Source organism: Nonomuraea sp. NPDC049309, assembly GCF_043196965.1.
GTDB lineage: Bacteria > Actinomycetota > Actinomycetes > Streptosporangiales > Streptosporangiaceae > Nonomuraea > Nonomuraea fastidiosa.
The window spans coordinates 512246-524895 of record NZ_JBICSH010000003.1; the positions used below are offsets into that span (position 1 = coordinate 512246).

Sequence of the window (12650 nt, forward strand, 5' to 3'; positions counted from 1 at the left end):
TCCGGACATCTCACGCCGCCCGCGGCGAGGCGCGGTGAGGCCAAGCATCCCGACGACGAAGGTGGACCACACATGCGAAAGTTGTTCGCGCCGGCCGTCGCGGCTCTCGCGCTGGCGGGTTGCGGCGTGCTCCCCGGCCCGCCGGGCAGCGGCGGCGAGGCGCCCACGACCAGCGCCGCCGCACAGCCCACCCAGGAGGCCTCCGCACCGGCGCAGCAGACGCCCGCCCAGGAGGCCTCGGCACCGGCGCAGCAGACGCCCGCCGAGGAGGCCACCGTGATCGCCACCCGCACCGCCAAGGTCAGCGCCGGCGATATGACCGGCGCCGGCAGGGTGGACATCACCTCCCTGCGCCGCCAGGGCAAGACCGCCAGCCTCACCTGGACCATCACCGCCACCGAGGGCAAGGTCAACGTGCACAACGGCCTGGGCAGGGGGCCGCTCGACCTGACCGTCTCGAACGTCTCCCTGATCGACCCCGTCAACGCCAAGCGCTACCGGGTGGCCCGCAACGGCACGACCAAGGACGCCGAGTGCGTGTGCTCCGGCACCCAGGGGCAGTTCCTGGAGCCGGGCGAGTCCTCCACGCTGTACGCGGTCTTCGCCGCTCCGCCGCCGGACGTCACCAAGGTCGACATCGAGATGCCGATGTTCGGCGTGCTCAACGATGTTCCGATCTCTTAGCGTCACGCTCGCCCTGGCCGTCGCCTCCGGCTTCCCGGCCGAGGCCGCTGCGGCGGGGTCGCCGCCGGTAGCCTTGCCGGCGGTCGCCTTGCCGGGGTCATCGCCGACGCCCGTCCCGACCGTGCCGGACGGCGCCACCGGGCCCGTCGAGGACCTCGTACTGCCCGTCGAGGACATCATCGGCGAGATCGAGTCGATGGACGGCACCGAGAGCGAGACCACCCAGGGCGAGCAGGTGACGGTCGCGGTGACCAGCGACGTGCTGTTCGCGCTCGACAAGTGGCGGCTCACCGCCAAGGCCCGCGACCGCCTCGCCAAGGTGGCGCGCAGGGTCCAGGACGAGGGCGACGGCGGCGTCGTCAAGATCGAGGGCCACACCGACGACCAGGGCACCGACGCCTACAACCGTACCCTGTCGCTCCGCCGCGCCCAGGCGGTCGAGAAGGTCATGCGCGGCCTGCTCGCCGGCTCCGGCATCACCTTCCAGGCCCGGGGCTTCGGCGAGAGCCGCCCCAAGCTGCCGAACATCGTCCAGGGCAGGCCGGTGGAGGAGAACCGCGCGAAGAACCGCCGCGTCGAAATCATCTTCACCGCCGAGCAGTAGCGCGGGACCCGCCGCCGAACCGCCGCCCCGCGCGGTGGCGGAGCCTGGGGCGTCGGTGAGAGGCGGGCTTGCTTGCCTGGGAGCGGTCGCCCCGGGAGGAGTGACCGCCGGAGCAGTGGGGTGAGCAGGGGATCGCTCAGTCGGCCTGGAGCTCGCCGAGGGTGACGGTGACCGTCTCCTCCGTGCCGTCGGCGCGGATCAGGCCGACCTTGACGCGGGCGCCGGGCTTGAGCGTGGTGATGGTCTCGGCCAGGGCCGCCATGGTGGGCGTCTCCTTGCCGTTGATCGAGGTGATCACGTCGCCGGGCCGGATGCCGGCCTTCTCGGCCCCGCCGCCGCGCTCCACGCCGGCCACCCCGACGCCGCTCGGCTGTCCGTCCGAGCCGATGACCGTGCTGCCCCTGATGCCCAGGGCGGCGCGGTGGCTGTTGGTGACCTTGCCGTTCTCGACGATCTGGCGGGCGATGTCGGTGGCGGTGTTGCTCGGGATGGCGAAGCCGATGCCGGGCGCGGCGCCGCCGCCGAGCTGCGGGTCGGTGGCGGCGAGCGTCGGGATGCCGATGACGTTCCCCGACAGGTCGACGAGCGCGCCGCCGCTGTTGCCGGGGTTGATGGCGGCCGAGGTCTGGATGGCGCCCGCGATGGTCGCGCCGGGCGAGCCGGGGTCCTGGGGTTCGGTGACCGTACGGCCGAGGGCGGAGACGATGCCGTCGGTCACGCTGCCGGACAGCCCGAGCGGGTTGCCCATGGCCAGCACGATCTGCCCCACCCGCACCTTGGACGAGTCGCCGAACCTGGCCGGGCGCAGCCCGTCCGCCTTGTCCACCTTGATGACCGCGAGGTCACCGGCCGGGAACGCCTTCACCAGCCGGGCCGTCCTGGGCGCGCCGCCCGTGGCGATGGTGACGTTCATGCGCGTGGCCTGCCCGACCACGTGAGCGTTCGTGATGATGTGCCCGCTGCGGTCGAACACCACGCCCGAGCCCAGCCCGACCTTCGTGTTGATCTGCACGATGGACGGCAGCACGTCCGCGATCACCTTCTCGTACGCCGCCTCCAGCGCCTGAGGCGTGGACGCGTGAGAGGGCATGGCGGTGGACGGAGGCGCCGTCGCCGTGGCGGCGGGGGCCGAGGCGGTCGCCGTGGCGGCGGGGGTGTCCGTACCCGTGGTCGTCGGGGGAGGACCGCAGCCTGCGAGCAGCATCGCTGCGACGGCGAGTCCTGCGGCCATTCCCCTCATGGGGATGTGAACTGCCCAGCCGACTCGGAAAGATACGCTTCCCGGACGTTTCTCCTGCTCAGCTTGCCGGTCGGCGTGCGGGGCAGTGAGTCCCGGTACTCGATCACCCGCGGATGCTTGAGCCTGGCCAGGCGCGGCGCGCAGTGGCGCAGCAGCTCGGCGGTCAGCTCGTCGCCGCCCGTCACCCCCTCGGCGGGCTGGACCAGCGCCACCACCTTCTGGCCCCACTCCGGGTCGGGCACGCCGATCACCGCGACGTCGGCCACGGAGGGGTGTTCGAGCAGCGCCGCCTCGACCTCCGCCGGGTAGATGTTGACGCCGCCCGAGATGATCAGGTCGGTACGCCGGTCCAGCAGGAACAGATAGCCGTCCTCGTCGAGGTAGCCGATGTCGCCCGGCGTGTAGTCACGCCCGCGCATCGTCGCCGCCGTCTTGCCGGGGTCCCCGTGGTACTCGAACTTGTTGATGCCGCCGATGTAGACCAGGCCGGGCGTGCCGGGCGGCACCTCGTTGCCGTCCTCGTCGACGATCGTGAACGACATGCCGTCCAGCGCCTTGCCCACCGTGCCGGGCTTGGCCAGCCACTCCTCCGACGACACCATGGTGGCCACCGCCGCCTCCGTGGAGCCGTAGTACTCCCACAGCACCGGGCCCAGCCAGTCGATCATCGCCTTCTTCGTGGCCGGCGGGCAGGGGGCGGCCCCGTGGTAGAGGTGCGTGAGCGAGGACAGGTCGTACTTCTCCTTGTCCGGTACGTCCAGCAGGCGGTGGAACATCGTGGGCACCATGAACGCGTTCGTCACCCGGTACCGCTCGATCAGCTCCAGCGTGCCCACCGCGTCGAACCGTTCGGGCGCCACGATCGAGTGGCCGAACTGCAGCGCCATCATCGCCTGGCCGTACGGGGCGGAGTGGTAGAGCTGTGAGCACACCAGGTGCACGCCGTCCATCGGCAGCCGGAAGTGCCGCCAGCTCTTGCGCATGAGGATCGGGTACAGCTCCTCCGGCGTCAGGTCCAGCAGGCGGCGGCGCACGCCCTTGGGGCGGCCGGTCGTACCCGAGGTGTAGAGCATCATCGAGCCGGCCTTGCGCACGGCGGGCGGCGTGGCGGGCTGCCCGTCGATCAGCTCCGCCACCGTGAGGGCGTCCGGCGAGATCACCGCCTTGGCCTGACAGTCGGCCACGATGTAGTCGATCTCCTCGGTGGTGAAGTGCCAGTTGACGGGGACGAGGTAGACGCCGATCTGGTACGTCGCCAGCATCATCGTCAGGGCGTCGAGCCCGTTCTTCAGCACGGTCACCACGCAGTCGCCCTGGCCGGCTCCGCGCGAGGTCAGGCCGTTCGAGGCGCGGTTGACGCGATCGAGCAGCTCTCCGTAGGTCGTGCCCTCGTCGCCGAGGAGGGCGGGGCGTTCTGGGTCGTGGGCCGCGATCTCGTAGAAACCCCTCATGCTCCGTGAGATTACAGAATCATCTTCTGGTGGGGGAATAGCGGAAATATCGCGCTCCTGGGTGCCGTAACCTCATGGCCATGGCGGACGACGGCGACCAGACACCTACCAATGACCCACCCACCACTCCGTTCCGCAAGATCGTCCTGCCCGCGGAGGAGACGGTCAAGATCTCCCGTGCGTCGGCGTCCGACCCGTCCGCCCCACTGAAGCCCAGCACCTCCGCCTCCGCCGCCGCCGGAGGGCCCGGCAAGACCGTCGCCACAGGTAAAGGCACGGGCCCGTCCGCAGGCGCCGCGAAGGGCTCCGGCTCGGGCGCGGCCGGCGGCTCGGCGGCGGGCGCGAAGCCGGGCGCGGCTGCGGGCAAGGGCGCCGCGCCGGTGGCGAGCGCGCCGTCGGGCGCGGCCGCGGGTGCGGGTGCGGCGAAGGGGTCCGCGCCGGGGGCGGCTGCGGGCAAGGGCGCCGTGCCGGGCCAGGGCTCGGCCGCGGGCGAAGGTGCCGTGCCGGGCGCGGGCTCGGCTGCGGGGGGCGGCGCTACGTCGGGCAAGGCTGCGGGGGGTGGCGCCTCGCCAGGCGAGGCGGCGGGCTCTGGCGGCGGCCAGGCGACCGGGTCGAAGCCGAGCACCGCTTCCGAGAAGAGCGCCGCCTCGGACAAGAGCGCTGCGGCGAAGCCGAGCACCGCTTCCGAGAAGAGCGCGGCCCCGGGCGAGAGCGTTGCGGTGAAGCCGAGCACCGCTTCCGAGAAGAGCGCGGCCCCGGGCAAGAGCGCTGCGGCGAAGCCGGGAGCCGCTTCCGGAGCAGGCGGTACGGCCCAGCAGGGGGCCGGTGCGGGGGCGAAGGCCGGGCGAGGGGTCACCTCGGCGGTAGGGACCGAGACGGAGTTGGGGCGGCTTGTGGCGCCGCTGCCGCCGAAGGCGCAGGGCTCCGGGCGGAAGGGCGCGCCTTCACCGGCCGCCGGTGGCAACCCGGCGCAGGGCGCACCCCCTTATGGCGCACCGGCCTCAGCCCCCGGACCGTATCCGGGTGGCCCGGTCCTGCCGCCGGGTGCGGGCCCGAACGTCGGTCCCGGGCCCAACTCGGGCGGGCACCCCGTGCCGGGACCTCATGCGGGGTCGGGCGCTTACGGGCCGGGGCCCCAGGGGCCGGGTATGGGCTCTGGGCCCCACGTCGGGCCCGGCCCGAACTCCGGTGCGAACCTTGTGCCGCCAGGTGCCGGCCCCCACGGTCCTGGGCCGCAGCAGCCCGGCCATCCGATGCCGCCGGGCGCCGCGCCGAACGCCGGGGGGCCGTATCCGGGTGCGCCGGTGCCGCCGGGTGCGGGTCCGAACATGGCTCCCGGGCCGAACTCGGGCGGGCACCCGGTGCCGGGATCGGGGCCGCAGGGGCCGATGCCGGGCTCCGGGCCCAACGCGATGCCGCCGCAGGGGCCGGGCATGCCACCGGCCGCGCACCCCATGGGACCTGGCCCGCACTCCGGCCCCAACCCTGTCCCGGGCTCCGGCCCGCGCGCAGGATCCGGCCCCAACCCTGTCCCGGGCTCCGGCCCGCGCGCAGGATCCGGCCCCAACCCCGTTCCGGGCTCCGGCCCGCAGGCAGCGCCTGGCACGGGTCCAGCCGGGCCGGGCCAGGGCGCAGCAGCAGGGGCCGGGGCGGCCCAGGTCCCGGGGCAAGGACCCGGGCATGGGCCTGTCCAAGGGCCGAATGCCGGTCCGGCGCAAGGGGCCGGTCAGGGGGCGGATGCCGGGGTGGCTGGTGCGCCTCACGCCGGAGTGACCGGGGAGACGAACTCTCCAGCGGCCGGCGGACCTGACGTCGGGGTGGCCGGAGGGCCTGGCGCGGCGGCCGGTGGGGCTGATGCTGGGGCGGGGCGGCAGGCTGAAGAGCAGCGGTTCGGGCAGCCCGGGGTGCGGCCTTTGGCGCCGCCGCCGAAGCGGCGCGGGATCGGCGACATCCCGATCAGGGTCGTCTACCTGTTCGCCGCCATCGTGGCGACGGTGCTGGCCGTCCTGCTGGTGTTCGTCGTGTTCTCCGGTGACGTGCCGAAGAACGAGCCGGAGGAGGTGGTGCAGGTGGCTCCGGTGCCGCCGACGCCGACGCCGTCGGCGTCCGCGACGGCGAGCCCGTCGCCGACGCAGAGCCCCATCGTGCTGCCGCCCGCCCCGGCGAGCAAGAAGTTCGCGACGTTCTCCGGCACGGCGTCCGCGGCCACGGGCACGATCACCGACACGAAGACCGGTATCAAGTACCCGCGGCTGGCGGCGCCGTGGAAGGCGAGGTCGTATTCGCCGTTCTCGGTGGCGCAGCGCATCGGCAAGGTGGAGGCGCCGTACACGGTGATCGCCTCGGCGATGCTGCCGGGGGAGGCACCGGAGAAGAAGCCGTCGTCGAACGCCGACTACCGGGAGATCGCGACGCAGGCGGCCAGGTGGACGATCCGCACCCAGTTCCCTGAGGGCGCGACGCTGGAGGAGTGGACGGCGTCGCAGAAGGTCCCGGTGGGCACGGGCTGGACGCTGGGCTTCAAGGTGACGTACACCTCGGGTGGGAAGAAGCAGACGGCGCAGGCGATGGTGTCGGTGATCGAGGTGGGCAAGACGAAGCCGGCGATGCTGATGGCCTCGATCCCCGAGGCGAACAAGGCGCGCTGGCGGGATCTGAACACGCTCGCGGAGCAGGTTCGCCCGATCTGACCGGCAGACCTAGGCCAGAAGCATCCTCTAGAATATGGTTCTGTGCATGTCTCGGACCTGGCTGGAGGATGAGCAATGGCGATCGGGTTGAGCGAGGAGCATGAGGCGCTCTACGAGTCGGTGAGCGGCTGGGCCGAGCGGAACATCCCCTCGGAACTGGTGCGCGCCGGCTCGCAGGGGCGCCCGCCGTTCTGGGCGGGGCTGGCCGAGCAGGGGCTGCTCGGCCTGCACGTGCCCGAGGAGCACGGCGGCTCCGGCTACGGCCTGCTGGAGACGGCCGTGGCGGTCGAGGCGCTGGCCGAGCGCATGGCGCCGGGCCCGTACGTGCCGACGGTGCTGGCCAGCGCGGTCATCAACGCCTCGAAGCGCCCCGAGCACCTGGAGCGGTACGCCGACGGCACGCTGACCGCCGCGCTCGCGCTGACCGGGAACCTCACCGGCACGCGTACGGAGGACGGCTCGCTGGTCGTCTCCGGCACCGCCGAGCCCGTGCTGGGCGGCTCGCTGGCCGACTCGCTGGTGCTGCCGGTCGCCACGGACGACGGTGAGGAGTGGGTGCTGATCGAGGCGGCCTCGGCCACCGTCACCGAGCTGAAGTCGCTCGACATCACCAGGCCGGTCGCCAAGGTCGAGCTGGACGGCGTGACCGTGCCGGCCTCCGGCATCCTGGGCGGCGTGCAGCGCTCCGACGTGCGCGCCATCGCGGCGATCCTGCTCGGCGCGGAGGCCACCGGCCTGGCGTCGTGGTGTGTGACGGCCGCCGCCGAGTACGCCAAGGTGCGCGTGCAGTTCGGCCGCCCGATCGGCCAGTTCCAGGGCATCAAGCACAAGCTGTCGCGCATGCTGGTGGCGCTGGAGCAGGCCCGCGCCACGGTCTGGGACGCCACCCGCGCCGAGGGCAAGGAGCTGGAGTTCGCCGCCGCGGTCGCCGGGGTGATGGCCCCCGACGCGGCCGTGCGGTGCGCGAAGGACGCCATCCAGACGTTCGGCGGCATCGGCTACACGTACGAGCATGACGTCCACCTGTACTTCCGCCGTGCGCTCACCCTGCGCGCGCTGCTCGGCTCGTCGGCCGACTGGGCGGCCGAGGTGGCCGAGCTGGCGCTGTCGGGCGTCAGGCGGGAGATGGAGATCGAGCTGCCGGAGGGCGCGGAGGAGCTGCGCGAGTCGATCCGCGCCGAGATCGCGGAGATCGCGCGGCTTGAGGGCAAGGAGCAGAAGCGGGCGCTGGCCGATCGCGGCTTCGTCATGCCGCACCTGCCCAAGCCGTGGGGCCGCGGCGCCAAGCCGCTGGAGCAGGTGCTGATCGCGCAGGAGCTCAAGGCCGCGAAGGTCCGCGTGCCCAACATGATCATCGGTGCCTGGGTGGTGCCGTCGATCGTCGCGTACGGCACGCCGGAGCAGCAGCAGCGCTTCCTGCCGAAGACGCTCAGCGGCGAGATGATCTGGTGCCAGCTCTTCTCCGAGCCGGGCGCCGGCTCCGACCTGGCCTCGCTGCAGATGAAGGCGGAGAAGGTCGAGGGCGGCTGGAAGCTCAACGGCCAGAAGATCTGGACGTCGGTCGCGCACGTGGCCGAGTGGGGCATCTGCATCGCCCGCAACTCCAACGAGGGCTCCAAGCACGAGGGCATCACGTACTTCCTCGTGGACATGAAGGCGCCGGGCGTGACGGTCAGGCCGCTGACGGAGATGACCGGCGAGAACCTGTTCAACGAGGTGTTCCTCGACGACGTGTTCGTGCCGGACGACCTGGTCGTGGGCGAGGTGGGCCAGGGCTGGAAGGTGGCCCGCAACACGCTGTCCAACGAGCGCGTGTCGCTGTCGTCCGGTTCGGGCGGCACCGGCGCGTCGGTGCCGGACCTGCTGGGCCTCGCCGGCCGCCTCGGCAGGGAGCTGACGCCGGTCGAGAAGCAGCGGGTGGCCGAGGTGGTCTGCGAGGGCCACTCGATCAACGCGCTGTCGCTGCGGGTGACGCTCAAGCAGCTCGCGGGCAGCGAGCCGGGCGCGGACGCCTCCGTGCGCAAGCTGCTGTCCACCTCGCACGCCCAGCACGTGTCGGAGACGGCGGTCGAGCTGCTGGGCAGCTCCGCCGTGATCGCGGCGGACATGAAGCTGGGTGACGCCGGCTACTGGAACAGGGCGGTGCTCGCGACCCGCGCCATGACGATCTACGGCGGCACCACCGAGGTGCAGCTCAACATCATCGGCGAGCGCATGCTGGGCCTGCCGAGGGACCCCGAGCCGGGCAAGTGACCCGCGGGCGGCCCGGTCATCCCACGGGGATGGCCGGGCCGTCCTCGTCGGGGACCGGGCGGCCGATCCTGATCTCGCCGACGCAGGCGGCCGGACCGTCCGGCACGCGCAGGAACAGCTCCGCGCCCTGGCCGTGGACCTGGACGAACGTCGTGCCCAGGTCCTTTCCTGTGGGTACCCGGGCCTCGCCGGGACCGCCGAGCCGGACGGCGAGCGTGGTGGGGGCGGCGTTCAGGTAGGAGATCTGCGCGGTGTAGGCGCCGCCGGGCAGCGGCGCGGGCAGGCGGAAGCGCACCTCGCCGGCCCCGACGGGCACGCACGCCCGCTGCGGGAGCCGCAGCCCGCGCACGGTCACCGGCCGCAGCCGGCCCCGCCTGTCGAACGCCAGCGGGTTGCGCACCGGCCCGGTCAGCTCCCGCGTCCACGTCACCGGCCACGGGCGGGGCACGCCGAGAAGCCTGGAGTGCCGGGCGTACTCGTGGAAGAAGGCCGGGGACGCGACCTCGGGCGGCACGTACGTGTCCAGCACCACCGCACCCGCCGGCACCTGCGCGAGCGCCCGCGAGGCCGTCCGCACGTAGTCGCGCACGGGACCGCCCAGCGGCCGGTCGGCGTACGCGGCCACGGACCACACCGAGCCCGCGCAGACGGCGGCGGCCAGCGGCATCCACGCCCACCGCCACCGGGGGAGCGGCCGCCGCCACGGGTGCTCCTCGCCGTCGAGCGGGATGAAGGCGAGGGCGACCGCCGGCGACACGACGGTGGCGGTGGCGGCGAGGTAGCGCAGCTCGTGGCCGAGCACGCCGGGGCCGAGCAGCTCGATGCGGCCGAGCAGCACCGGCACCACGTCCGCGAGCAGGAAGTAGCCGAGCAGCGTCAGCCAGGCGGCCCAGGCGCGCCGCCGGTGCCGCAGCGACACCGCCACCACGATCGCCGCCACGGCGAGTGCGGCCCAGGCGAGCGGCGCGGGCGTGGCCGCCATCGCGTAGTCGTCGCCGATCGGCCGCCACCGCCAGGGCCCGCCGAGCGCCGACGGCACCAGCGCGCGGAAGCCGAGCACCCACGCGAACTCGGCCGCCGTGCCCGCGCCGGGCAGCTCGGGCGTCTGTGTCCTGTCGTTGAGCTGTACGGAGCCGTAGAGCCCGGTGAAGAAGACGGCCGCGTACGCCGCCAGGATCGCCGCGTACGGCACCCAGGCCCGCCAGAGCCGCCACCACCCGCGCGGCCGCAGCCAGACGGCGGTCACCACCAGCATGATCACGGGGATGAACGCGGCCTTGACGAAGAACAGCAGCCCGAACACCGTCCACGCGCACGCCGCCACCAGATGGCGCGCCCGCCCGCGGCGGACGTACAGGGTGTGCGAGGCGAGCGCCATCGGCAGCGCGAGCTGCAGCGGCAGCGTCTCCAGTACCGCCGCCCACCACGACAGCGACGGCACGGTCATGGGCGTCACCAGGTAGAGCCCGAGCGGCACGAGGATCGCGGGCCTGGGGCCGAACAGCACCCACAGCAGCCGCAGCATGGCCAGGCTCGCCCCGGCCTGCAGCGTCATCGTGGTGGCGTGGGCGAGCGCCTCGTTGTAGCCGCCGAGCCTGGCCATCGCCCAGGAGATGCCGAAGCCGCCGGGCAGCAGGTGCCCGACGTCCACCCACATGAGGTAGTCCCAGGTGAGGCCGCTCTCCCGGCCGCGGATGATGTAGTGGAAGTCGTCCTGGCGGAAGAACGTCCGCCTGACCAGCTCGTACTTCCACACGAGCTGCACGGCGATCATCACGAGACCCGCCGCCGGCACGGCGTCGCGCCCGCGCAGGCGCGGTAAGACGCCTTCGTCCATGATCACCCCGTTCTCCCCCGCGCGCAGCGTAACCGGGGACGCTCCTCAGGGGAACGGCCGTGTCCCGGTTGTGATGTCATAGCGGGATGTCCCAGTCTGCCCGTGCCGGGCTCGCCGCCGCCCTGCTCGGGCTCGTGCTCGGCTGCCTGGCGCTCGGCCCGGCCCTGGGCTGGGGGTTCGTGCTGATCCAGGACATGGTGTTCGTGCCCGAGCCGGAGTTCTCCCGGTTCACGTTCGGGCTGGCGGGCGGCGCGCCGCGGGTGGTGCCGAGCGACGCCGTGGTGACCGCGCTCGCGCAGGTGCTGCCCGCCGAGCTGGTGCAGAAGGCGATCCTGCTCGGCGTCTTCGTGCTGGGCTGCTCGGGCGCGGCGCTGCTGGTGCCGTCGGCGTCGCTCGGGCCGCGCCTGGTCGCGGGGGCCTGCTACGTGTGGAACCCGTACGTCGCCGAGCGGCTGCTCATCGGACAGTGGGCGTTGCTGCTTGGCTACGCGGGGCTGCCCTGGGTGGTGCGCGCGGTCTGGTCGGGGCGGCGGATCGCCCTGGCGATGCTGCCGGCCGCCGTGGGCGGGTTCGCGGCGATGACGGTGACCGCGATCACCGCCCTGCCGGCCGCTGTGGCCGCCGGTGGGCCGCGCGTGAAGACGGTGGCCCGGGTGGCGGCGCTGCTCGCGCTGTTCAGCCTGCCGTGGCTGGTGCCGGCGGCGCTGCGGCCGTACGGGCTGGAGGGCGACCCCGTGGGCGTGGCGGCCTTCGCCGCCAGGGCGGACACGCCGTTCGGCGCGGTGGGCAGCCTGCTGTCGCTGGGCGGGATCTGGAACGCGTACGCGGTGCCGCCCGGCTACGGCGATCCGGTCGGCGCGGCGGCGCGGCTGCTGCTGACGCCGGCGGGCGCGGTCGCGTTCCTGCGCGGCGGGATGCCGGGCAGGTGGGGGCTCGCGGGGGCCGCGGCGGCCGGGCTCGCGGTGGCGTCCGTGGGGGTGACCGCGCCGGGCAGGGCGGTCTTCGAGCGGGCGGTGGAGCTGTGGGGCGGCTTCGCGGTGTTCAGGGACGCCCAGCAGTACGTGGCGCCGCTGGCGCTGATGGCGGCGCTCGGCCTCGGCCTGCTGGCCGAGCACGTGGCGGCGTGGAAGGCGTGGGTGCTCGCGCTGGTGCTGGTGCCGGTCGCGGTGCTGCCCACCCTGGCCTGGGGCGCGCTGGGCCGGCTGGAGGCGGTGCGCTACCCGGAGAGCTGGACGGCGGCGCGCGAGATCATCAGGCGGGACCCCGAGCCCGGCGAGGTGCTGGTGCTGCCGTTCGAGTCCTACCGGCGCTTCCCCTGGAACGGGCATCGGGCGCTGCTCGACCCGGCCCAGCGCTTCTTCGCGGTGCCGGGGCGGCGGGTGGTGACCAACGACGCCGTACGCGTCGGCGACATGGTCGTGCGCAGCGAGGACCCGCGCGCCCGGGAGGTAGAACGCGTACTAGTCGGGCCTGCCCCGGATCTCCGAGCCGCCGGATTCCGCTACGTGATAGTGGACGCCGGGACAGTTGCGGAACGCGAGCGCTTCGCGCAGTGGCTACGCAGCGCAAGGGTCCTGGTCGATACCGGTGACCTGCGGTTGTACCGGTTCGACGGCCGGGTGGCGGCACCCTGACGCCGATCGGTACGCTCGTCAGCGTTTTTGTTAGAGTTCAACCTAGCTACTTCCCAGTAGCAAGAATTGGTTCTAAGTTGAGGGACGCCCGCACTACCCGCCCGCTTCAGGAGGAACCCCGTTGATCAAAGTCCTCTTAGCAGCGATCATCGGCGTAGCCGTGGCGGCACTCGTGGCCACGGTCACGACCGTGTCCTTCACCGGCGCCACGGCCACGCCGGTCAACCAGCCGCTCTACAACTACGGCGACCGGTAAC

The 12650-nt window shown here is 73.2% G+C and carries 10 protein-coding genes; 6 read left to right on the forward strand and 4 right to left on the reverse strand.

What is annotated here, in order from left to right:
* Positions 1–72: 72 nt before the first annotated feature.
* Together ACGFIM_RS22980 and ACGFIM_RS22985 are read left to right on the forward strand one after the other, a co-directional pair.
* The gene (locus ACGFIM_RS22980; RefSeq protein ID WP_393203358.1) at positions 73–684 is read left to right on the forward strand and encodes a hypothetical protein; all 612 of its coding nucleotides are present in this window, start codon (positions 73–75) and stop codon (positions 682–684) included.
* The gene (locus ACGFIM_RS22985; protein WP_393203360.1) at positions 668–1288 is read left to right on the forward strand and encodes an OmpA family protein; all 621 of its coding nucleotides are present in this window, start codon (positions 668–670) and stop codon (positions 1286–1288) included. Before ACGFIM_RS22980 ends, ACGFIM_RS22985 begins: the two co-directional genes overlap by 17 nt.
* 136 nt (positions 1289–1424) lie before the next feature.
* On the opposite strand, the gene ACGFIM_RS22990 is transcribed toward ACGFIM_RS22985, so the two are convergent.
* Genes ACGFIM_RS22990 through ACGFIM_RS23000 form a run of 3 tightly spaced genes read right to left on the reverse strand, consistent with a single transcriptional unit; the run spans position 1425 to position 4712 of the window.
* Positions 1425–2519: a S1C family serine protease gene (locus ACGFIM_RS22990; RefSeq protein WP_393203362.1), complete on the reverse strand. Its 1095-nt coding sequence runs from the start codon at positions 2517–2519 to the stop codon at positions 1425–1427.
* A gap of 5 nt (positions 2520–2524) precedes the next feature.
* Positions 2525–3979 carry an AMP-binding protein gene (locus ACGFIM_RS22995; RefSeq protein ID WP_393203364.1) on the reverse strand — a complete coding sequence of 485 codons (1455 nt, stop codon included), beginning with the start codon at positions 3977–3979 and terminating at the stop codon, positions 2525–2527.
* Between the two features lie 19 nt (positions 3980–3998).
* On the reverse strand, positions 3999–4712 hold the full coding sequence (locus tag ACGFIM_RS23000) for a hypothetical protein (RefSeq protein WP_393203366.1): 714 nt from the start codon (positions 4710–4712) through the stop codon (positions 3999–4001).
* Between the two features lie 1180 nt (positions 4713–5892).
* Here ACGFIM_RS23000 and ACGFIM_RS23005 point away from each other — a divergent pair.
* Together ACGFIM_RS23005 and ACGFIM_RS23010 are read left to right on the forward strand one after the other, a co-directional pair.
* Positions 5893–6669 carry a hypothetical protein gene (locus ACGFIM_RS23005; protein ID WP_393203368.1) on the forward strand — a complete coding sequence of 259 codons (777 nt, stop codon included), beginning with the start codon at positions 5893–5895 and terminating at the stop codon, positions 6667–6669.
* 75 nt (positions 6670–6744) lie between these two features.
* Complete coding sequence (locus ACGFIM_RS23010; protein WP_393203370.1) at positions 6745–8922, forward strand: acyl-CoA dehydrogenase; 2178 nt, start codon at positions 6745–6747, stop codon at positions 8920–8922.
* Between the two features lie 16 nt (positions 8923–8938).
* Here the strand turns inward: ACGFIM_RS23010 and ACGFIM_RS23015 are convergent, their stop codons facing one another.
* Positions 8939–10765, reverse strand: coding sequence for a hypothetical protein (locus tag ACGFIM_RS23015; RefSeq protein WP_393203372.1), 1827 nt, complete (start codon positions 10763–10765; stop codon positions 8939–8941).
* 80 nt (positions 10766–10845) lie between these two features.
* On the opposite strand from ACGFIM_RS23015, the gene ACGFIM_RS23020 reads away from it, so the two are divergent.
* Both ACGFIM_RS23020 and ACGFIM_RS23025 read left to right on the forward strand, forming a co-directional pair.
* Positions 10846–12393: a hypothetical protein gene (locus ACGFIM_RS23020; protein ID WP_393203374.1), complete on the forward strand. Its 1548-nt coding sequence runs from the start codon at positions 10846–10848 to the stop codon at positions 12391–12393.
* Positions 12394–12514: 121 nt separating this feature from the next.
* On the forward strand, positions 12515–12649 hold the full coding sequence (locus ACGFIM_RS23025; protein WP_329584535.1) for a hypothetical protein: 135 nt from the start codon (positions 12515–12517) through the stop codon (positions 12647–12649).
* Position 12650: the final 1 nt, after the last annotated feature.